Consider the following 22,282-nt stretch of genomic DNA (forward strand, 5'->3'; position numbering starts at 1 on the left):
CTCCAGAATTACAGTGAGTGTGTGGTCGGATAACAGGCGAACTGGTCATCTAACAGCGGATAGCTGGCGGCGTTCGGCAGCTCGAAATGCCACCACTCGCTGCTGATGCCCACAAAACCGCCGCCGTACATAACGGCGTTCAGGAGCAGACGATTTCGCTGCGCCTCGGGCGGAACGGAAGGGTGCCAGGCATGAGAACGGTCGTGCATTTCGTCAAACCCGGCGCCCATATCCAGCACGTTGTCGTGTTCATCCATCAGCGTGACGTCAATGGCAGTGCCCCGGCTGTGGTTCGAGCCAATCGCGACATCCACCACGTATTCCGGATTGGGGCAGGCATCCCAGAGTTGCGCCTGTGCCTGCTGCGGGCGATAGGCGTCGTAGACCACCAGCTTCAGACCGGCCAGCGCGGCGATACTGATCGATTTCGCCAGCGCGGTGGCGGCATCCGTGTGCAGCAGGCACGCGGCGTGCTGATAGATCGGGCGGCCGGTAATGTTATCGGCGGTCGCGTATTTCAGATCGATATGCAGCGTGGGAAAAGTTTTCGCCACATCAATCAGTTGACTCTCTTCAGGCATAGCTCCGCTCCTTTAGCGTTCAAATTGACCAAATTCTTGTTGTAGTTGTCGGTTGATTGCCAGACGTTCCGGCAGCGCTTCCCCCAGCGCCTCCACAACGCCCGACAGCAGCAGGTTGAACAGACAGCTCACCGGCGCCAGCGAGTCCCAGAAATGGCCGGTATCGGTCTTCACCTGGAGTAAATCAATCGGGTAATCCCGCGCCCACGGGCACCAGATATCGGTGATCAGCGCCATCGCCAGGCCTTTTTCGCTCGCCACGCGGCAGTACTGGCGGGCAATGGCGGAGTAGGCGCGGGTATCGGTCAGCACGATATACGGGTTAGCAAAGCCGGAGTTAAGCGACTCCACCCAGCTACCGGAGAGCCCTTCGGAATAGCTTACCCGCGGGCGCAGATACTCCAGATGGCTGAAGAACGCATTGGCGATCCCGCGCGTGGACTGGATCCCCAGCACGAAGACGGCGTCGGCATGGGTAAGTTGCTGGACAACCTGCCTGAACGTTTCGCTTTGCGCCAGCTGGTAGACATGGGCAATGGCGTCCACCTCCAGCGACAGGGAGTGCTGAAGGCGATCCGACAGCGGCTGTTGCTGTTTCCAGGAGTCCAGACGCTCGTTAATGCCCCAGGGCTGATGGGGATCGCGCAGGCTTTTTTTGGCGTCATCAAGGTTGCGATAGCCCAGCTTGCGCAGAAAGCGTCCGACGGTGATCCCGCTGGTGGCCGTGGCCAGCGCCACGCTCTCAGCCGTTTCAAAGGGGATCTGCCCGACGTGCGCCAGCATCCAGCTTGCCACCCGCTTTTCGCTCGGGGTGAGCTGGCTGAAGGTCGCTTCGATACGGCTCAACACCTCAGGTTTGGTCGTCATACCGCCTCGCTGTTAACTGGCTGTCAAAGGCCGGGTTTCTGTTATCAGATTAACAATGCAGGACGCGTGCCATGTTCACATTGCGGCGAAAACGCGCTGTGCAGCAAAGTTAATGCAATATTTGTTTAACAGATGCTCAACATTTGTGCAGCGTAGTTCACTTTTGGTGCAGTGTCCGGCCTGAGCGATATCTATTTGGTGAATACGACAGCCTCTTCACATTTTTTGGTAAGATGAAAGCTCTGTGGATAAGAGAGGGAGCCTTACATGGCGAATTTGCCCTGGCGGGTCAGCGTGCGCCTGATGGCTCTCGCAAAAAAAATAGCGATGGTCATCGGGATCATTGTGTTCGTTCTGCTGGCGGTGCGGGTTTATCTTTCGCAGCAGGGGCCGGCCCTGCATCACTGGCATACCTGGCGGGCTGACGAAATGTCCGTGCAGGAGATGGATAACGCGACCTTCGCAGCCTATGTCGCGCGGGAAAACGCCATCTTCACCGCTCTTGATGCTGAGGTGACGGCGAAAGTCACCCCCGCAGAGCGCACGCCGCTGAACCGCTATTACCGTCAGAGCCTGGTGTGGCCAGGACACTTTACTCCGGATGCAAACCGGTCGTTTGTGCTGATGCCTGCCGGAAAGCCGCGCGGGGCGGTAGTGTTGTTGCACGGTCTGACGGATTCGCCCTACAGCGTCAGGCGTCTGGCTGTGAATTATCAAAAGCACGGCTTTGTGGCCGTAGTGCCTCGTTTGCCCGGACATGGCACGGCGCCGGGCGCGTTGACAGACGTTGACTGGGAGGCGTGGCTGGCAGCTACGCGCCTTGCGGTTCGTGAAGCAACACGCCTGACGGGGAACGATCTCCCCCTGCACCTGGTGGGCTATTCCAACGGCGGTGCGCTGGCGATGAAATACGCCCTCGACGCCCTTGATGCGCCTGAACTGCGTAAACCTCAGCAGATCGTTTTGCTCTCACCGATGATTGGCGTCACGGCGTTTGCGCGCTTTGCCGGATTCGCCGGGCTACCGGCTATGTTACCGGCGTTTGCCAAAGCCGCGTGGCTCAACATTTCGCCGGAATATAATCCTTATAAATACAATTCGTTCCCTGTGAATGCGGCACGTCAGTCCTGGCTGCTTACCCGGGCGCTGCATGAGCAGATAAACCGCGATGTTCATGATCACAAACTAACGCAGCTCCCGCCGGTACTGGCGTTTCAGTCGGTCATGGATTCAACGGTCAGTACCCGCGCCGTAGTCAGCGGGCTGTTTGACCAGCTTCCGGCAAATGGCAGCGAACTGGTGGTATTTGACATCAATCAGGCCGGGAGTTTCCGTCCACTGTTCAGGCCATCATCCTGGACGGCGGTGGCTGACCTGCTGCCCGAGGCGAAAAGACGTTACAGTGTCACAATCGTGACCAATGCCAGCCCTGACAGGTTTGATATGGTGGCAAAGACAACGCCTGCGGGCAGCACCCGGGAAACGGTGACGCCGCTGTCGGTCTCGTATCCGCAGGAGGTTTATTCCCTGTCGCATATTGCCATTCCGTTCCCGCCTGAAGACGATCTGTATGGCCGCCATCCTGAGGTGAAAAACCGCTATGGAATCAGTCTCGGGACGATAGCCCTGTGGGGAGAAACCTCAGTTCTGAGCGTCGGTAAAGATGCGTTAATGCGCGTAACGTCGAATCCGTTCTACGACTATATGCAGACGCGGATCGACAGCCGTCTCGGGGAGAATCAACCCCGAAGTGGAATAGACTAGGCCACCCCAGGGAACTATGTTAAACAGTACCGTTCAGGCGTATACCACATACCGGACCCCGTTTCTGTGCTGACAACTCTCATTTATCGAAGCCAGCTGAGCTTAACCTGCACCTCCGCAGCGTTAAGCGCGCTGGTTGAAAAGGCCAGGATCCGTAATACGGAGCAGGGCATCTCAGGCATTCTTCTCTCCAGTGGACGTGACGTTCTACAAATTCTCGAAGGCACGGAACAGAACGTCGTCGCGCTTTTTAACACCATCCGTGCGGACAACCGGCATACCGGCGTGGTGGAGCTGATGCGCGATTACGGTCCGCGCCGACGTTTCGAAGACGTGGGAATGCTGCTGTTTAACCTGGACATTCAGACCCCGAAAGCGGTTCTGGCATCGGTTCTGCATTACAGCAAGCTGGAAAGCTACCTGACTTCTGAGGATCGGGTCTTCAAATTTATTCAGACCTTTATCGCCGGCAAAACCGCTATCCCACCCGCTTCGGACTATGAGCCTGATAAATGGACGCTTTCGCGAGAGAGCGCGCCGTTTGGTAAAGGGTTAGGTCTGCTGGCGGGACAGCCCTGCCAGTTTGCACTGCAACCCATTGTCGAGCCGTCCGAAGGCAAAATCAGTTCTCTCGAAGCGCTTATACGCGGAAACGACGGCGGCAGCCCGGAGCATTTTTTCCGTAGTCTCGATCGTGAAAAGATATACGAAGTCGATCTGCATACCAAAGCCTGGACCTTTGCGCTGGCGCAAAAGCTGGGCATCGGCAGCCACAAACTGGCGGTGAACCTGCTGCCAATGTCGCTGGTTAACGTGCCGGGTGCGGTAGAGTTCCTGGTAACGCAGATCAAAAAGCACGGTCTACAGCCAGAGCAGGTGGTCATTGAAGTCACTGAGAACGAGATGATATCCGGCTTTAACCAGTTTAATAGCGCCATTAAACAGCTGCGGGCGGAAGGGGTTGGGCTGGCAATAGATGATTTTGGTTCCGGCTATGCCGGTCTGTCGCTGCTCACCCGGTTCCAGCCGGATAAGCTCAAAATCGACAGGGAGATCGTCAGCGATATTCACCAGAGCGGACCCAAGCAGGCGATTGTGAAGTCGATAATCAGCTGCTGCACCGATCTGGAGATTACGCTGGTCGCAGAAGGCATTGAGAAGGTAGAAGAGTGGTGCTGGCTTGAATCCGCCGGTATTCGCCGCTTCCAGGGCTTTTTGTTCGCCCGCCCGCAGCTCAATGGCGTGGGTGATATCCACTGGCCCCAACGGGTAGGTTAAGCAAATTTTCCCTCGCCATATTTCCCCGACACCCTGCCTGTGCTTAAATAGCTAAACCGGTTTAACATTATTTAGCTAAGAAGGTGATATGGAGACGATCTGGGTACTTGGCGATGCAGTGGTGGATCTGTTGCCCGACGGAGAGGGCAAACTGCTGCAATGTCCGGGCGGCGCACCGGCCAACGTCGCGGTTGGGATTGCGCGTCTGGGCGGCAGAAGCGCCTTTATAGGCCGGGTGGGCGACGACCCCTTCGGGCGCTTTATGCAAAAAACGCTTGCGGATGAGCAGGTTAATACAGAATGGCTGAGACGGGATCCGCGGCATCGCACCTCCACGGTGGTGGTGGATCTCGATGACGACGGGGAACGTTCATTTACCTTTATGGTTCGCCCGAGTGCTGATCTGTTCCTCGACGCCGCCGATCTCCCGCCATTCCGCGCCGGGGAGTGGCTGCACGTCTGCTCTATCGCGCTTAGCGCCGAACCCAGCCGTTCCGCGACGTTTCAGGCGATGGCCGCTATCAGACAGGCGGGCGGTTTCGTCAGCTTTGACCCCAATATCCGCGCCGATCTCTGGCACGATGAAGTCGAGCTGCGCCAGTGTCTTGAGCGGGCATTAGCCTGTGCAGATGTGGTGAAAATCTCGGTGGAAGAGCTGGCGTTCTTGACCGGAAATGCGCAGGTCCATGAGGGGCTGGCGGAGCTAATGCGCACCTGTCCGGCCAGGCTGGTGCTGGTGACGCAGGGAAAAGAGGGCGTGACCGCCTGGCAGGGAGGCGCGTTGACGCACTATCCTGCATCACCCGTGGAATGCATTGATACCACCGGTGCGGGGGATGCTTTCGTCGCCGGGCTGCTGTTCGGTCTGGCACGTCATGGCCAGGCCCGTCTCTCAGAGGTCATCACGTTAGCGCAGCGCTGCGGAGCGCTGGCGACAACCGCAAAAGGGGCAATGACAGCGCTGCCTTATCATCACGAACTGTAATTCACGTCGCCAGGCCTCCGGTCGGGGGCCTGAATTGTCGCCTCGATCACACTTACTAAAACGGTTTAGCAAAAAACGTTGCCGATTCAAAATTCAACGGTTTAGTATCACTCACCTAAACCGGTTTAGCAATTTAGCACTTTTACCGATAGTTATTAGGGATGCGACAAAATGTATAAAAAACGCAGACTTGCCGTGATGATAGGCATGCTGGCCGGGAGTACCTCTGTTTTTGCCCAGACGGATATGACACGTATCGAAGCGCGCCTGGCGGCGCTGGAGCAGCGTTTGCAGGAGGCGGAAACCCGCGCGCAGGTTGCTGAAAAGCGCGCCACGGCAGCGGAACAGAAAACACAGCAGCTGGTGGCTGCGCAGCAGGAAGCGCAGACCTCCACACAGGCGGTGGCGCAACGTACTACGGTGCTGGAAGAAAAAGCCGACCGGACAGGCGGTTTTGAATTTCACGGTTACGCCCGTTCCGGCCTGCTGATGAACGACGCGGCCTCCAGCAGCAAAAGCGGCCCTTATCTGACGCCCGCCGGGGAAACGGGCGGGGCCATTGGGCGTCTGGGGAACGAAGCGGATACCTACGTTGAGCTGAATGTTGAGCACAAACAGACGCTGGAAAATGGCGCGACGACGCGCTTTAAGGCGATGCTGGCCGACGGTCAGAAAACCTATAACGACTGGTCGGCAGACAGCAGCGACCTGAACATTCGTCAGGCCTTTGCCGAGCTGGGCAATTTGCCGGACGTTACCGGCGCGCTGAAAGGCAGCACCTTCTGGGCGGGTAAGCGTTTTGACCGCGACAACTTCGACATTCACTGGCTGGATTCCGACGTGGTATTTCTCGCCGGGACCGGCGGCGGCGTCTACGACGTGAAGTGGAACGATACGCTGCGCAGTAACTTCTCCCTTTATGGCCGTAATTTCGGCAGCGAAGAGGAGATCGACAACAACGTCCAGAACTACATCTTAAGCATGAACCACTTCGCCGGGCCGGTGCAGTTGATGGTCAGCGGCTTACGGGCAAAAGATAATGACGACCGTAAGGACAGCAACGGCGATCTGATTAAAACCGACGCGGCGAATAACGGGGTGCATGCGTTGGTGGGTCTGCATAACGAGAGCTTCTACGGCCTGCGGGAAGGTTCCGCCAAAACGGCGCTGCTTTACGGCCACGGTCTGGGGGCTGAGGTGAAAAGCATTGGTGCAGACGGCGCATTGCTGTCAGAAGCCGATACCTGGCGTTTTGCAAGTTACGGTGTCACGCCGCTGGGCGGTGGCTGGCACATTGCGCCCGCCGTACTGGCGCAAAGCAGTAAGGACCGCTACGTGAAGGGCGACAGCTATGAGTGGGTCACGCTCAATACGCGTCTGATCAAAGAGGTGAACCAGAATTTCGCCCTCGCGTTCGAGGGCAGTTATCAATACATGGATTTAAACCCGGAAGGCTACAAGGATCGCAATGCGGTTAACGGTAGCTTCTACAAGCTGACCTTCGCCCCGACGTTAAAGGCGGGCAAGATTGGCGATTTCTTCAGCCGTCCGGAGCTGCGCCTGTTCGCCACCTGGATGGACTGGAGCAGCAAGCTGGATAACTACGCCAGCGATGACGCCTTTGGCAGCAGCGGCTTCAACGCGGGTGGGGAATGGAACTTTGGGGTGCAGATGGAAACCTGGTTTTAACCCTTCACGCTCCCGCATTGCGGGGGCGTTTCGAACATCATAAAAAGAGGTCAGGAAGAGGTATCTATGGATTTTAATCATATTGCGCGCGAGCTGATTCCGCTGCTCGGTGGCAAAGAGAACATTGCCAGCGCGGCACATTGCGCCACGCGCCTTCGTCTGGTGCTGGTCGATGATGCGCTTGCCGACCAGCAGGCTATCGGCAAGGTTGAAGGCGTGAAAGGCTGTTTTCGAAATGCCGGGCAGATGCAGGTGATCTTCGGCACAGGGGTGGTGAATAAGGTTTACACCGCGTTTATTCAGGCGGCAGGGATTAGCGAGTCCAGTAAATCGGAAGCGGCGGATATTGCAGCCCGCAAGCTGAACCCGTTTCAGCGCATCGCGCGTCTGCTCTCCAACATCTTCGTGCCGATTATTCCGGCGATCGTGGCCTCGGGTCTGCTGATGGGCCTGCTCGGGATGGTTAAAACCTACGGCTGGGTTAATCCGGATAACGCGCTCTATATCATGCTGGATATGTGCAGCTCGGCGGCGTTTATTATTCTGCCGATCCTGATTGGCTTCACCGGCGCGCGGGAGTTTGGCGGCAACCCGTATCTGGGCGCAACGCTCGGCGGCATCCTGACTCATCCGGCGCTGACCAACGCCTGGGGCGTAGCGTCCGGCTTCCACACCATGAACTTCTTCGGTCTTGAAATCGCCATGATTGGCTATCAGGGAACCGTCTTCCCGGTACTGCTGGCGGTGTGGTTTATGAGCATTGTGGAAAAACAGCTTCGCCGGGCGATCCCGGATGCGTTAGATCTGATCCTGACGCCGTTCCTGACCGTCATTATCTCCGGCTTTATCGCGCTGTTGATTATTGGCCCGGCGGGACGCGCGCTGGGCGACGGGATCTCCTTTATTCTTAGCACCCTGATTGCCCACGCGGGCTGGCTGGCCGGGCTGTTGTTTGGTGGGCTCTATTCGGTGATTGTCATTACCGGCATTCACCACAGCTTCCACGCTATTGAGGCCGGACTGCTGGGTAACCCGTCGATTGGCGTGAACTTCCTGCTGCCGATCTGGGCGATGGCGAACGTGGCGCAGGGCGGGGCGTGTCTGGCGGTGTGGTTCAAAACCCGCGATGCCAAAATCAAAGCCATTACCTTACCGTCGGCGTTTTCCGCGATGCTGGGCATCACCGAAGCGGCAATTTTTGGCATCAACCTGCGTTTCGTGAAGCCGTTTATCGCGGCCCTGATCGGTGGCGCAGCGGGCGGGGCCTGGGTAGTGTCGGTGCATGTCTACATGACCGCCGTTGGTCTGACGGCGCTTCCCGGTATGGCGATCGTTCAGGCCAGCTCGCTGCTCAACTATATTATCGGCATGGTGATTGCCTTTGGCGTGGCGTTCACCGTCTCTCTGCTGCTGAAATATAAAACGGACTCTGAATAATGACCTTACCTTCCCGCTGGCCTGCCGTGTTGCAGGCCGTTATGCAAGGCCAGCCGCGTGCGCAAGCGGACAGCCACTATCCGCAGTGGCATCCTGCGCCGGTGACGGGGCTGATGAACGATCCGAACGGCTTTATCTGGTTTGCCGGACGTTACCATCTGTTTTATCAGTGGAACCCGCTGGGCTGCGATCATCGCTACAAGTGCTGGGGACACTGGAGCTCAGCAGATCTGGTGCACTGGCAGCACGAGCCAATGGCGCTGATGCCTGACGAAGAGTATGACCGCAATGGCTGTTACTCCGGCAGCGCCGTGGATAACAACGGCGTGCTGACCCTGTGCTATACCGGCAACGTTAAGTTTGACGATGGCGGCCGCACCGCCTGGCAGTGTCTGGCGGTGCAAAATGACGACGGCACGTTTGCCAAACTGGGACCGGTGTTGCCCCTGCCGGACGGGTATACCGGGCACGTCCGCGACCCGAAACTGTGGCGCCATGACGGGCAGTGGTACATGGTGCTCGGGGCGCAGGATCAGCATAAGCGCGGCAAGGTGCTGCTGTTTACGTCAGCCGATTTGCACACCTGGGCGTCCTGCGGCGAAATCGCCGGTCACGGCGTCAATGGGCTCACGGACGCGGGCTATATGTGGGAGTGCCCGGATCTGTTTGCGCTTGATGGCACACACGTCTTGATCTGCTGCCCACAGGGGCTGGCGCGCGAACCGCATCGTTATCTCAACACCTATCCGTCCGTCTGGATGAGTGGGGCATTTGATTATCAAACGCCTGCATTTGCTCACGACGAATTGCATGAGCTTGATGCCGGTTTCGAATTTTACGCGCCGCAAACCACGGTGGCAGAAGACGGCCGCCGCATCCTCATCGGCTGGATGGGCGTGCCGGACGGCGAAGAGATGCTCCAGCCTACACGGGTGCACGGCTGGATCCACCAGATGACCTGTCCGCGCGAGCTGCGCTACCGCGACGGTAAGCTCTGGCAAACGCCGATCCGTGAGCTGGAAACGCTGCGCGAGGATGAACATCACTGGCAGGGACGCGCCAGCGATGCCCCGGTGCTGGAGGGAACGCGTCTTGAGTTCGAACTGAGCGCCTCGCGCGTTAATGTGGATTTTGCCGGCGCGTTGCGGCTGATTATGGATGATGCGGGGATCCATCTGGAACGCGCCAGCCTGGAAACCGGAGAGACGTTGACCCGCTACTGGCAGGGCTCTGTTCATCATTTACGCGTGCTGTGTGACCGTTCCAGCGTCGAAATTTTCATCAATCACGGTGAAGGCGTCATGAGCAGCCGCTATTTTCCTGACCATCCGGCCCAGGTTCGCTTCGAAGGTGCGTCCGACATCACATTACGCTACTGGTCGCTGCGCAGCTGCATGATAGAATAGGGGTTTTGGCAGCCGGATCTAAGTCGTTGTGAGAAAAACAAAACGCGTCACCATTAAAGATATCGCGGAGCTGGCGGGGGTATCAAAAGCCACCGCCAGTCTGGTTCTGAACGGCCGCAGCAAAGAGCTTCGGGTGGCGGAGGAGACACGCGAGCGTGTGCTGGCGATTGCCAAAGAACATCATTATCAGCCCAGTATTCACGCCCGTTCGCTGCGGGACAACCGCAGCCACACCATTGGTCTGGTGGTGCCGGAAATCACCAACTACGGGTTTGCCGTTTTTTCTCATGAGCTAGAGACCCTCTGCCGCGAGGCGGGTGTTCAGCTGCTGATCTCCTGTAGCGATGAAAATCCGGGCCAGGAGACGGTGGTGGTCAATAACATGGTGGCCCGCCAGGTGGACGGGCTGATTGTCGCCTCCAGCATGCTCAACGACGCGGATTATCAAAAGCTGAGCGAGCAGTTGCCCGTTGTGCTCTTTGACCGTCATATGAACGACAGTTCTCTGCCGCTGGTCCTCACCGATTCAATTACCCCGACCGCCACGCTGGTGGCCGACATTGCGCGCCAGCATCCGGATGAGTTCTACTTCCTCGGCGGCCAGCCGCGGCTTTCCCCGACGCGTGACCGTCTGGAAGGGTTTAAGCAGGGGCTGCGTGACGCTGGCGTCGAGTTACGTCCGGAGTGGATTATTCATGGTAATTACCATCCGAGCTCCGGCTACGAAATGTTTGCCGAACTTTGCGCGCGCCTGGGCCGCCCGCCAAAAGCCCTTTTTACCGCCGCCTGCGGTCTGCTGGAAGGGGTGTTGCGCTATATGGGGCAACATAATCTGCTGCAAAGCGATATGCGTCTGGCCAGCTTTGACGATCACTATCTCTATGATTCTCTGACCATTCCTGTCGATACCGTTCGTCAGGATAACCGCCAGCTCGCCTGGCACTGCTTTGATCTGATTGGCAAACTGATTGAAGGGGAAACGCCGGAGCCGATCCAGCGTAAACTGGATGCCACACTGCAACGGCGGTACAAGGCCGTGGAGTGACAGGGTAACGTCTGAAGGATATATCAATAACTTTAATTAATTAAAGATCGGATTCAGCCGATAACCAAAGGGAAATTATATCCCTGAGGTGTGTTATGTCGTTGAAAAAATCATCCCTGATTATCCTGTTTTCCCTGCTTTTTTTCTTTGTGGCCAGCACCATCACCAGCGTTGGGCTCATCATTAAAAGTAATACTTCGTTGGATAATGTGAACAAAGAAATTCAGGTGGTCCTGTCCATTATTGATCCCATTAACCATAGCCGAACCCTGCGCGTCAGGGTTATGGAGTATGTAAAAATGTTGGAAGCGGGGGACGCCACCGACTCGTCTGCGAAACTGGCCTCGGTTAAAGAGGCGCTGACCAAAGCCGATAGTGCATTTTCGGCGTTTATGGCCTCGCCGCGTTTGCAGGACGAAGCCCCGCTGGTCACTGCCTACCAGGAGGCGTGGCAAAACTACCGTAACCAGGGACTGGCACCACTGATTGCCGCTGCCGCCGCTCACGATGTGTCGCGGTTCAACGCTCTTATTCCCGTGGTGTCTCAACTCGATCGCCAATATGAAATTGTGCTCGATCAGGTTCTCTCCGTTCACCAGAAGTACGCCAAAACGCTGAACGAGGATGCGAGCCATAATTTTGTGTCGGGTCTGATTATTATCGCCTGCATTGCGGTGCTGTTCGTGGTGGTGATCTTCGTCGTCAGCCTGCTGATGAAACGCGTGGTCTTTGCGCCAGTGAACCTGGCGCGCGAGCACTGTCGACAGATTGCGGCCGGGAAGCTGGACGTACCGGTACCGATCAAGCGTGATTCCGGGAATGAAATCGATCACCTGATGTCCTCGATGGAGCAGATGCGCCAGGCGCTGCTCTCCACCATTTCTCAGGTGCGCGATGCCAGCCACACCGTAACGCATGCGGCGCAGGAAATTGCCTCCGGCAATATCGACCTGGCCTCCCGTACCGAGCAACAGGCTTCTGCCCTGACCCAGACGGCCGCCAGCATGGAAGAGCTGAGTGCGACGGTGGCGAATAATACCGATAACGTTTTCCAGGCCGGTAAGCTGGTGCAGGATGCCGTGAAAAATGCCCATACCGGTGAAGCGGTAACCCGTGAAGTCATCGAAACGATGAATACTATCGCGTCCAATTCGAAGCGTATTGAGGACATCACCAGCGTCATCAACAGTATTGCTTTCCAGACTAATATTCTGGCGCTGAACGCGGCCGTTGAAGCGGCGCGTGCCGGTACGCAGGGGCGAGGATTTGCCGTGGTGGCAAGTGAAGTGCGCACCCTGGCCCAGAAAAGCGCGGTGGCGGCGAAGGATATCGAAAGCCTTATCGCCCAGTCTGTTTCCAGCGTTAAAAACGGTGCGGAACTGGTGAATCGTTCGGGAGAGGTGATTGATTCTATTATCAGCTCTGTGAATAAAGTGCATACGCTGATGGAACAGATTTCGGTTGCCTCAGAAGAGCAGAACCGTGGAATTGGTCAGGTTGGGCAGGCCGTAACGGAGATGGACGGTGTGACCCAGCAGAACGCGGCGCTGGTGCAGCAATCCGCCGCAGCCGCGGCCTCGCTGGAGGAGCAGGCGCAGCAGCTGTCGCAGAGTATTTCGAGTTTTCGTTTACCTGCTACGGCGTGATGTTCATAGAGGCTCCCTAGGGAGCCTTTTTAATGTCTGGCGTAACTGGAAACCCGCGCCAGACAAGGCTTCACGTATTATTACTGGCAGTCAAAAGCCATATTAAGCGACTTGTGTGGGCGCACTGTGGACACTCTTACCAGCATTAGCACCCTTCAACGGGTTAAGAGAAATCGCATCCTGCATGTATTGAGGAGCGAAGTGTGCAAAGACCATCGCTTGTGCAATTTTCGTATGATCTAAGATCTTCTGCATTTTGATGATGTTGCCTACGTCAATCATAAAGTGCGGGCGAAAGGGTGAATGTGAGGATGTAAACGTATACTGTACATAAAAACAGCCATATCTTATGATACACTCGAAGAAAGTAAACCATGGCAAAATTGGGAATGTGTTTTAATGAGTATAATCAATAAATTAAAGGTCATCGATTTGTTTTGTGGTGCTGGTGGGCTGTCCTGCGGCTTCATGAAAGATGCAAATGGCACTCATTTCGAAAGCATTCTAGCAATTGATAATGACAAAGCTGCGATAAAGACTTATAACGCAAACTTTGGTAATCATGGGATTGTTGCGAACATAGACGAGTGGATCGCTGACAACCCGATCCCAATGGCCGACATCGTCATCGGTGGGCCTCCATGCCAGGGGTTCAGCTTGTTAAATAAAAACCGCGAAGGCGACCATCGTCGTGCACTATGGGAGCCTTATATGGATATCATTGAAAGGTCATCAGCTTCAGTATTTGTCATGGAAAACGTACCAGGGTTACTATCGAGCGATGAGTTCGCTGATATCTGGGCTCGAGCAGAGAGCATAGGGTTTGTTTTGCTGAATCCTTGCGTGCTTAATACTGCTGATTATGGCGTTCCCCAGACCCGTAAGCGTGCTATTGCCATTGGGATCAAGAAACAACGATTTAATCTCGACACAATTCCTACGTTCCCACCTTCACCGTCTCATCAAAATCCGGAAAAACCGGGTGTTCTCCCTGCCTGGTTAACGGTAAAAGATTTCATCAGTGATCTTCCTAAGCCAGTAGGCACAGAAATTCGGGATGTGAAACCTCCATTAGATCTTCATTTTGGTAGAAATCCGACCGCGCTATCGCAAGAGCGCTACCGTGCCGTTCCGGTAGGAGGTAACAGATTTGACTTACAAAAAAACAGGCCTGATATTACCCCCGCATGCTGGATAAAGAAAACATCTGGCGGTACAGACCTATTTGGCCGTCTGTGGTGGGATCGTCCTTCTGTAACTATTCGAACAGAATTTTTTAAGCCGGAAAAAGGACGCTATCTCCACCCAGAAGAACACCGTCCAATCACGCACCGTGAAGCTGCGCGTTTAATGAGTTTTCCGGATAGTTTTGTATTTGAGGGCACGAAAACAGAAATTGCTCGCCAGATTGGTAATGCTGTTCCACCTGTTTTTGCTCAAAAAATTGCATCATATGTTATCAATCTAATGGAATGCAGAATCAAAGATGGCGAGAAGATCGAAGAAGAGCGAACCGGAAACGCTGCGTAAACAACTTTTAGCACTAATTGCTAATTTTGAGCATAAGTTGCTAGAGAACTCCCTAAGAGAACAGGTGCTTACACTCGTTCCAGCAAACCACTTGTTACGCGATTTAGGCAGTTCTCTATTGAATGAGGAAAATTGCAATTCTGCACGAGATCGCATCTTGGCATATTTGCTGAAATACCCTAAAACCATCATTCACGGTGATGAATTAATGGTTGTCGCAGGTATAAGTGAATATGCTCGCAGAATCCGTGAGTTGCGAGTTCAGTTTGGCTGGTCAGTTTTAAGTGGAACGACAGTTAAAGAGATGATCGAACAGGAGGAAATCACCATAGAAGAACTCCAGATCACATCTACAAAGTGCCTCAAAACCGACGTTTATGCTTTGATGGCAACGGATCAGGATAGAGAGGCTGCGCTTCGTTGGAATGAAGCAAACGTTCTTCGCCGCAGCAAAATCTCAACGAAAGATAAAATTCTTTCCTATCTTCGAAAAAATGTAGGCCGTCCTGTTACCGGTGAAGAGCTGCGTTACCTTGCAAATGATAGTAAAGAATGGGCTCGCAGAACCCGTGAATTAAGAACAGAAGATGGTTGGCCTATTGCTACTAAAAACTCTGGTCGTCCAGAGTTAGAGGTTGGAGCTTATCTACTCGAAGAGGACCGGCAGGCGGAAGTTCATGATCGTAAAATTCCTGATCCCGTTCGTGCAAGTGTTCTAGAGAGAGATAACCATTCATGTAGGAACTGCCATTGGTCGCATAGCAAAAAAACGGCTAATGACCCCAGGACGTTCCTTGAGTTGCATCATATAGAACACCATGCCCATGGTGGTGAGAACACACTTACTAACCTGATAACTCTATGTAATGTCTGTCACGACGAAGTCCACAGGAAAAAGATTCCGATAGAAGAATTAATTAAATTACTTCAATAATCGTTAAAATGGCCGCTTTCGCGGCCTTTTTCTTCCTGTTAAAACGATGCAGCCGCTGCACGATCTCCTTCAGCCATTACTGTTATCCGTACAAAGCCGCTATCACATAAATTTTATCTTTCCCCGGCAATATTTCTGTTCCTCATCCGTCTACCTCATCAGAGACCATAATCATTCAACATAAACGAGGTACACATGAGAAATTTTGATATGCACGGAAAAGGTCACGGGCGTGGTTTGGGCCGCCATCGTATGTACAAGGGCATCGTGATAGGCGCAGTCCTGTTCGTGGTGCTTGGCCTGCTGGTCATGTCCCTGTGGAACGCGTTGCTCCCGGCCATCCTGGGGGTTAAAGCCATTGGCTTCTGGCAGGCGCTGGGGATCCTGCTGCTGAGCCGCATTCTTTTCGGTGGGCTGGGTTTTCGTCCAGGTATGTTCGGTGCACACCGTCGTATGCACGCACAATGGATGAATATGACCCCCGAACAACGTGAAGCCTTCATTCAGCAGCGTCGGGCGGGATTTGGGCGTCATGGTCATTGCCGGTGGCACGATGACCGGGATGAGAAGCGAGATGATAACGCTGCGAAAGCGCCGGAAGCCGAGTGAGCGATATGAAAGCCGGTGACGCGGGGGAATCATTACTGATCTCGGCACTCAATGCCTGCCGCGCACGGCTAAAAGCCTTCATTCGCGGACGGACTGCGGTTCGTGATGATGTCGATGATATTCTTCAGGAAGTGACCTGGCAGTTGATGAAAGTGGAACAACCGGTCGAGAACGTCGCCGCCTGGCTGTTTCGCGCCGCGCGAAATGAGATGATCGACCGGGCGCGAAAAAAGCATGAGGTTTCACTGCCGGGGTACCTGACGGCAGATGATGAGGACTTTCCGGAGCAGGAGATTGCAGAAACGTTATTCGGCGTACCGCAAACGCCGGAGGAGGAGTATCTCAACATGCTGCTGTGGGAAGAGTTGGGGCAAGCCCTGTCGGAACTGCCGCCACCACAGCGCGAGGTGTTTGAAAAAACGGAATTTGAGGGATACACCATGAAGGCGCTGGCGGAGGAAACGGGCGACAGCGTGCAGGCGTTATTATCCCGCAAACACAAAGCTGTGCGATTTTTGCGTAGTCGCCTCAAGGATATTTATGAAGCGTTGACAGGGCAATAAAGTTCGACCACTCTGAAAAACAATATCCTAGAGGGGTCGTTATGCTTCAACTGTTAGCAAAGAAAAAGATGCTGTTACTCTCTGCTCTGCTGTTTTCAGGGCTGGTCAGGGCAGAGGAGTCGCTTCCGGATGTGGTAAAGCACTTCAGTGAGCAGCAGGATATCAAAATCATTAAGAAAATTGATGCCCCCGGCGGCGCGCCAGCGTGGCTGGGGCAGTATCAGGACATGGGCGTGACGCTCTTTCTGACCCCTGACGGAAAGCACGTGGTGTCTGGCTATCTGTATGATGAGAAGGGAACCAACCTCAGCGAGGCCTTTTTCCAGAAAGAGATCTACGCCCCGATGGGCCGCGAGATGTGGAAAAAGCTCAATGCGGCGCATCCGCTGAAAGAGGGCGCGGAGAGCGCCCCGCGCAAAGTCTTTGTTTTTGCCGACCCGTTCTGCCCGTACTGCAAGCAGTTCTGGGCTGAAGCGCAGCCGTGGGTGAAGGCCGGCAAGGTCCAGCTCAACACGCTGCTGGTTGCGTTTCTTAACCCGAACAGCGGGCGTAACGCCTCTGCGATCCTGAATGCCAAAGATCCGGTGTCGGCCTGGAAAGAGTACGAGCTGTCCGGCGGTAAAAAGCTGCCTAAACCTGAAGGGGCGGCTTCACGGGAAACCGTTGAGATCCTGCAAAATCACCAGACGCTTATGGACAGTCTCGGCGCAAATGCCACACCGGCTATTTATTACCTGAATGAGCAAAACGAACTGCAGCAGGTCGTGGGCATGCCAGACGCAAAACAGCTTGAGGCGATGTTCGGGCCGAAGCCGTAAAAAAAAAGGCAGAAACAGGACGTTTCTGCCTTTTTTCAGTCAACTACCCCAGCGCCCCCGGAGGTAATTTACGGCTTCCTGCGTCTGCGGCTGGTTAAGATAGTCTTCACGGAACAGGATGGTGCCTTTTACGTCTGGCAGTGAATCGTTGAGGTCGAGCTGTTTTTTCAGCTCCGGTACGCCGCCGTTCACCGTCCAGTCCGGTTCGTTTCTGGAAGGCGCGCCCACTTTGTAGAACGCGATCCCGATATACAGGCGGGTATGGGTCGGTTTCACCACGTCAGCCCACCATTTTGTCAGCACATCGTATCGTGCCGCGTCGCGGGCGAAGGGCCAGTAGATCTGCGGCGCAATGTAATCCAGTAAACCCTGCTGTACCCATTTTCGCGTATCGGCGTAGGATTCATCGTAGGCTGCGGCACCGCGCGTGTCCGATCCTGCCGGGTCGAAGGAGCGGTTGCGCCAGACTCCCGCCGGGCTGACGCCAAATTCAACCTCAGGCTTTGCCTGCTTGATCGCCCTTGATACCTGCACAATCAGCTGCTGCGTATTGTGCCGACGCCAGTCAGCTTTCGACGCAAATCCCTCGCCGTAGCGCCTGAAGGTCCAGGCATCGTTCAGGGTTGAGCCCGGCGTCTCGGTGTAAAAATAGTCATCGAACTGAACGCCGTCGACAGGGTAGCGATTCACCACTTCCATCACCACCTGGGTTATCCAGTCCCGCACCTCGGGAATGCCCGGGTCGAGAACAAAACGATCCCCGGAGGTGCGGATCCACTCCGGATGCTGGACGTAGACGCTGGAGGGATGAAGCGACGAGGTACGGTTAAGCGCGGCGATAATCGACGGCTTCGTGTTGGTGGAGACGCGGTAAGGGTTGAACCAGGCGTGAACCTTCATCCCGCGCTTGTGCGCTTCATCCAGCATAAACTGGAGCGGATCGTAACCGGGGTCTTCCCCGATAGTCCCGGTCAGGGTATCTGACCACGGCAGTATTTCAGAGGCCCACAGCGCCGTACTGTCCGGTTTTACCTGAAAGAAGACGGTGTTGATCCCAAGCTTTTTCAGCTTATCGAGCTTGTCCGTCAGCGCCTTCTGTTGCTGGGCGATACGCTGGTCCGCGCTGCGGCCATTCACCGATGACACGGGGGGCCAGTCGAGACGGGAGACGGTCGCCAGCCAGATCCCGCGCATGGGTTCGTTAGTCTGCTGTACAGGTTTCGCCTGCGGCAGCGGGGTAACGAGTGATTTGGGTGGTTTGGAAGTGCAACTTACCAGTAAAAGCGCGCAGCCAAGCAGCGCGCCAGTCCGTTTTACGTGTCGCATCATTTGCGTGTTAGCTCCTGGGTGTCCGGCCATCCGTCCAGGGATTAAACGCCGGTTCGTCCTGTTCCTCGTTACCGTCATCGTGAAGGGAGTCGAGGTAGAGGGCTTCAACTTCCGCCCGCGCCCATGGGGTCCGGCGCAGGAACTTCAGACTCGATTTAACACTCGGGTCCTTGCGAAAACAGTTGATTTTGATTCGGTTGCCCAGTTCATTCCAGCCATATCGCGCAACCAGCGCGTTAACCTGCATTTCAAGCGTTACGCCATGCAAAGGATCGTTGGAAATAGGTGCTGTCATAGGCGTCCGGTAGTCTCATTTTTTATGGGGATGTGATAAACGCTCAAAGGTTACAAGAAAGCAGGGGACGCGGCAATTTCAGCGTGAGGTTCTTCACCCGTAAAGGGTGAAGAGGATTTCCGGTTAATACTATTTTTTAAACAGTTCAGGTGCCCACGGCGTCGGGTCTACCTCCATAAAGGGTGCACGCTCAAAGCGGGACTTCAGCGCCCAGGGCACCGTACAGTCGAAAATCGTTTTGCAGGTGATCCCGTTGCCACGAATGGAGGGACTGTAATCCGGTGCCTGAGACGGATCGAGCTGGTGACCGCGGATCCCCGGCAGATGGGTGATGCTGACATCGCCCTGCATACGGGTCGTCATCGCCCACAAAATGTCGTCGCTGTCGAAAATATCCACGTCTTCGTCGACGAGAATAATATTTTTAAGCTCGGAATAGGTGGCTAACGCGATGAGGGCCGCCTGACCCTGACGCCCTTCGTCAGAAGGCTGCCGTTTTTTAACCTGCAATACCCCAAGGAATTTGCCCCCGCCAGCGGTATGCGCATAGACGTTTTGTAGGAAACCGGGGATGGCTTCTTCCACCGCATTCCGGATGCTGGCCTCCGTTGGCAAACCGGCCAGCGTGGTGTGCTCTTCGCCCGGTCCTACCAGGGTTTGCAGGATCGCCTGATGACGCATCGTGACGGCCTTCACTTTGATTACCGGTAAGGAGGGGTTAGCCTCCCCACAGTAGCCAGGAAATTCCGGCATCGCGTGCCCGGTGTGGGTATGCTGATCTTCTTCTACGCGCACGCCCGGCAGCAGTTCGCCTTCGATGATTATTTCCGCACGCGCAATCGCTTTTTCCTGTACGGCCACACCCTGCACCAGCTCGACGGGGGCCTGACGTAACGCGCCGGCGACACCCAGCTCGTTGTAGCCGAAGGGCGTGGTAGGGGCTTCGAAACAGGCGCCAATATAGATAGCGGGATCGAGACCCATATTGATCGTGACCGGCAAGGGTTTGCCCGCCTCTTCGGCTTTCTTACGGAACACTTCAATATGGCGGCCCGCGGCAAGGAACATGGAGAGCTCATCGCGCTCCTGAACGCAAAGACGGTGAATAGTGACATCGGTCAGCGAGGCGTCTTCCGGATCGCTTGCCAGCACCAGCCCCAGACAGAAGAACGGACCGGCATCTATCGGCGTGTTGGTCGGTGCCGGAAGCAATTTACGCAGATCGAAGTCCGGATCGTCGGCATAAAACACCTGCTCCTGACACGGCGCCTGGGCCGCCGGGACGACAACGGGAGCAATCGGGTTTTTCACCGCCTGGCCGACATGTTTTGCCAGTTCAGAGGGCTCGCAGCCCAACAGGAGCGCCGCCCGCTCGCGGCTGGCGTGCATACCGACCAGAATACGGGAGTCGGGATACCCCTTAATAGCGTTAAACATCATGGCCGGGCCGATGCGCGTCGGACGTTTTACCGTGCCGCCAGCACCAATATGCCGGTACACACCCGCCAGCTCCGCGTCAGGATCGACCGGATGGTTGGTTTCAAGGTATTGACCTTCATGGCGTTTGAGCAGTTCGATAGCACTTCTGAGATCGTTGATGTGGTTTTCCATATTTTCCCCCTCGGATGATTGCATCCATTCTTAACCGGACGAAGAAGGCTATCAATTGCATCATTCATGCTATTTTAATATGAATTTTATTATCAATAATGAAGGCACAGTATGCAGTTTCGACTGATGCGCAATTTTATCGTGGTGGCGGAAGAGCTTCACATGCATCGTGCGGCGGAGCGCCTTAACATGGCGCAACCGGCACTAAGCCAGCAAATCAAAACGCTTGAAGATCGTCTGGGGGTAGTGCTCTTTAGCCGGGCGAATCGTCGCCTGACGCTGACGCCAGCCGGTGAGGCGTTTCTCAGTAAAGCCAGAGTGGCGATTTTTATGACCGATCAGGCGATTCTGGATGCCAGACAGACGGCCAGAGGGGAACAGGGTGTGCTGAATCTCGGATGCGTTTCAAGTGCGATATTCGACAGTAAGCTGCCCGACGCGCTGCGGCTTTTACATGAGAAATGGCCAGCCATCAGCCTTTCCATGATGACGGGAAACGTGCAAACCCTTTATACCGGCGTGCAAAGCAACCAGCTGGATGTGGCCATTATTCGTGCCCCGTTACCGCTGCTGCCTGACGATCTGCAAAGCCGTCCTTTTACAACGGAAAAAGCCGTGCTGGCCTTACCTCGTCAACACAGTCTGGCGGGCTCCGCCGCGCTGACGCTTGCGTCGGTGAAAGAGGAGAAGTGGATCGCCCTGCGCGACCCGGAGGGGATGGGGCTGGAGCAATATTTCTATGATGCCTGCCACAGCGCGGGCATACAGCCTGACGTTGTGCAAAATGCCACCGATGTCCCCACGGTGATAAGCCTCGTCTCGGCAGGGTTTGGCATCGCCATGCTGCCAGCTTCAGCGAAGGCGATATGCGTACAAAACGTCGTCTTTGTGGATATTCTTGACCGACTCCGGGAGAGCGAGCTGACGCTGGTTTGCCACCGGATTATTCGCTCTGAGGTCCTGAAAAAATTGCTGAGTATCCTCGATCATACCTGACGTCCGGCGGCCTGAAGAAGCTGTTCACGTAGCCAGCGGTTAGCCGGATCCTGACTGTTTTTCGGATGCCAGTACATACCAATGACGATCGGCGGGAGATCCAGCGGCGGCGGAAAAATATCAAGCGTTTGCGTAAAGCGTAGCAACATGCGCCTGGGTAGGGTGCAGAGTAAATCGGTACCGGCAACAATCGCAGGCGCCATCGCATAGCTTTGCGTCGACATCACCACGTTACGCTGGTGGCCAAGCCCCGCCAGATGCTGATCGACAAAGCCCGCGAACGGGTCGCCCTCGGATGAAACCACCAGGTGTGAAAGACTACAATAGCTTTCCAGATCCACCGGCCCCGTACCGCGCGGATGGCCTTTCCGCTGGGCTGTGGCATATTCATCGTCAAACAGTTTGCGTCTGACCCATGCATCGTGCGCCCCCGCGTTAACGCCGATATAAATATCCACATCGCCATTTTCCATCTGCGCTGACAGCAGCTGGGTTTCCGGGAGCGCAAAACGCAGGCGGATACCTGGTGCCGCACTGCTAATCTGATTCTGCAACTCTGCCCCCAGCATTAGCGCCGGGTTTTCGTGCAGGGCAATAACAAAGGTGCGGTTGCTGTTCTGCGCGTTGAACGTGGTGGGTTCAAGCATCGCCGCTATGCCCTGCAAAACCGTCGCGACCTGCGGCCTTAACGCTTCGGCGCGCGGCGTCGGTAACACCCCACGTCCGTGTGGCGAAGGGACAAACAGCGGCTCACCAAACAACACGCGCAGGCGTGCCAGGCGGGCAGACATTGCTGGCTGGCTGATGCCCAGCCGCGCGGCCGCATGGGTGATATTCTGGTCCCTGAGTAACGCATCCAGCGTCAGGATCAGGTCCATATCCATATCGGAGGGGGACAT

20 protein-coding genes are annotated in these 22,282 nt (G+C 55.5%); 14 read left to right on the top strand and 6 right to left on the bottom strand.

All coding sequences use genetic code 11. The features are described from left to right. Positions 1–8: 8 nt before the first annotated feature. Both ddpX and INF86_RS20295 read right to left on the bottom strand, forming a co-directional pair. Positions 9–581 (bottom strand): D-alanyl-D-alanine dipeptidase, encoded by a 573-nt coding sequence (gene ddpX / locus INF86_RS20290; RefSeq protein ID WP_022648182.1) that lies wholly within the window; start codon positions 579–581, stop codon positions 9–11. A gap of 12 nt (positions 582–593) precedes the next feature. Further along, complete coding sequence (locus tag INF86_RS20295) at positions 594–1,448, bottom strand: MurR/RpiR family transcriptional regulator (protein ID WP_045308144.1); 855 nt, start codon at positions 1,446–1,448, stop codon at positions 594–596. 267 nt (positions 1,449–1,715) lie between these two features. On the opposite strand from INF86_RS20295, the gene INF86_RS20300 reads away from it, so the two are divergent. From INF86_RS20300 to dsbG, 13 genes are all read left to right on the top strand, one after another. Beyond that, complete coding sequence (locus INF86_RS20300; protein ID WP_193543868.1) at positions 1,716–3,212, top strand: carboxylesterase; 1,497 nt, start codon at positions 1,716–1,718, stop codon at positions 3,210–3,212. Positions 3,213–3,278: 66 nt separating this feature from the next. Beyond that, positions 3,279–4,490 carry a diguanylate phosphodiesterase gene (locus INF86_RS20305; RefSeq protein WP_193543869.1) on the top strand — a complete coding sequence of 404 codons (1,212 nt, stop codon included), beginning with the start codon at positions 3,279–3,281 and terminating at the stop codon, positions 4,488–4,490. An 88-nt stretch (positions 4,491–4,578) separates the two neighbouring features. Continuing rightward, positions 4,579–5,475 carry an aminoimidazole riboside kinase gene (locus INF86_RS20310; protein ID WP_193543870.1) on the top strand — a complete coding sequence of 299 codons (897 nt, stop codon included), beginning with the start codon at positions 4,579–4,581 and terminating at the stop codon, positions 5,473–5,475. Positions 5,476–5,646: 171 nt separating this feature from the next. After that, positions 5,647–7,164: a carbohydrate porin gene (locus INF86_RS20315; protein WP_193543871.1), complete on the top strand. Its 1,518-nt coding sequence runs from the start codon at positions 5,647–5,649 to the stop codon at positions 7,162–7,164. A 66-nt stretch (positions 7,165–7,230) separates the two neighbouring features. Continuing rightward, positions 7,231–8,601: a sucrose-specific PTS transporter subunit IIBC gene (locus INF86_RS20320; RefSeq protein ID WP_063147302.1), complete on the top strand. Its 1,371-nt coding sequence runs from the start codon at positions 7,231–7,233 to the stop codon at positions 8,599–8,601. Beyond that, positions 8,601–10,007, top strand: coding sequence for a sucrose-6-phosphate hydrolase (locus INF86_RS20325; protein WP_193543872.1), 1,407 nt, complete (start codon positions 8,601–8,603; stop codon positions 10,005–10,007). Before INF86_RS20320 ends, INF86_RS20325 begins: the two co-directional genes overlap by 1 nt. A gap of 28 nt (positions 10,008–10,035) precedes the next feature. After that, positions 10,036–11,052, top strand: coding sequence for a LacI family DNA-binding transcriptional regulator (locus INF86_RS20330; protein WP_017693400.1), 1,017 nt, complete (start codon positions 10,036–10,038; stop codon positions 11,050–11,052). A 95-nt stretch (positions 11,053–11,147) separates the two neighbouring features. After that, positions 11,148–12,698, top strand: coding sequence for a methyl-accepting chemotaxis protein (locus INF86_RS20335; protein ID WP_193543873.1), 1,551 nt, complete (start codon positions 11,148–11,150; stop codon positions 12,696–12,698). A 399-nt stretch (positions 12,699–13,097) separates the two neighbouring features. Beyond that, positions 13,098–14,228 (top strand): DNA cytosine methyltransferase, encoded by a 1,131-nt coding sequence (locus tag INF86_RS20340; RefSeq protein WP_171935916.1) that lies wholly within the window; start codon positions 13,098–13,100, stop codon positions 14,226–14,228. After that, positions 14,185–15,162, top strand: coding sequence for an HNH endonuclease (locus INF86_RS20345; protein ID WP_023330142.1), 978 nt, complete (start codon positions 14,185–14,187; stop codon positions 15,160–15,162). Before INF86_RS20340 ends, INF86_RS20345 begins: the two co-directional genes overlap by 44 nt. A gap of 195 nt (positions 15,163–15,357) precedes the next feature. Beyond that, the gene (locus tag INF86_RS20350) at positions 15,358–15,771 is read left to right on the top strand and encodes a hypothetical protein (protein WP_045622692.1); all 414 of its coding nucleotides are present in this window, start codon (positions 15,358–15,360) and stop codon (positions 15,769–15,771) included. Positions 15,772–15,776: 5 nt separating this feature from the next. Further along, on the top strand, positions 15,777–16,334 hold the full coding sequence (locus tag INF86_RS20355) for an RNA polymerase sigma factor (protein ID WP_023300150.1): 558 nt from the start codon (positions 15,777–15,779) through the stop codon (positions 16,332–16,334). Between the two features lie 41 nt (positions 16,335–16,375). Then, positions 16,376–17,152 (top strand): thiol:disulfide interchange protein DsbG, encoded by a 777-nt coding sequence (dsbG, locus tag INF86_RS20360; RefSeq protein WP_022648169.1) that lies wholly within the window; start codon positions 16,376–16,378, stop codon positions 17,150–17,152. 39 nt (positions 17,153–17,191) lie between these two features. Here dsbG and INF86_RS20365 read toward each other — a convergent pair whose 3' ends face one another. The 3 genes from INF86_RS20365 to INF86_RS20375 all read right to left on the bottom strand — a co-directional run bounded on the left by INF86_RS20365 (position 17,192) and on the right by INF86_RS20375 (position 20,387). Further along, positions 17,192–18,481: a glycoside hydrolase family 10 protein gene (locus INF86_RS20365; protein WP_193543874.1), complete on the bottom strand. Its 1,290-nt coding sequence runs from the start codon at positions 18,479–18,481 to the stop codon at positions 17,192–17,194. A gap of 7 nt (positions 18,482–18,488) precedes the next feature. After that, positions 18,489–18,776 (bottom strand): VF530 family DNA-binding protein, encoded by a 288-nt coding sequence (locus INF86_RS20370; protein WP_022648167.1) that lies wholly within the window; start codon positions 18,774–18,776, stop codon positions 18,489–18,491. Positions 18,777–18,905: 129 nt separating this feature from the next. Then, the gene (locus INF86_RS20375; RefSeq protein ID WP_063200225.1) at positions 18,906–20,387 is read right to left on the bottom strand and encodes a UbiD family decarboxylase; all 1,482 of its coding nucleotides are present in this window, start codon (positions 20,385–20,387) and stop codon (positions 18,906–18,908) included. A 111-nt stretch (positions 20,388–20,498) separates the two neighbouring features. On the opposite strand from INF86_RS20375, the gene INF86_RS20380 reads away from it, so the two are divergent. Next, positions 20,499–21,383 carry a LysR substrate-binding domain-containing protein gene (locus INF86_RS20380; protein WP_045308132.1) on the top strand — a complete coding sequence of 295 codons (885 nt, stop codon included), beginning with the start codon at positions 20,499–20,501 and terminating at the stop codon, positions 21,381–21,383. Here the strand turns inward: INF86_RS20380 and INF86_RS20385 are convergent. Further along, positions 21,374–22,282 carry a LysR family transcriptional regulator gene (locus INF86_RS20385; protein ID WP_045622684.1) on the bottom strand — a complete coding sequence of 303 codons (909 nt, stop codon included), beginning with the start codon at positions 22,280–22,282 and terminating at the stop codon, positions 21,374–21,376. The two genes, INF86_RS20380 and INF86_RS20385, sit on opposite strands and share 10 nt — an antisense overlap.

This window comes from Enterobacter cloacae complex sp. I1M, from assembly GCF_014982425.1.
GTDB lineage: Bacteria > Pseudomonadota > Gammaproteobacteria > Enterobacterales > Enterobacteriaceae > Enterobacter > Enterobacter intestinihominis.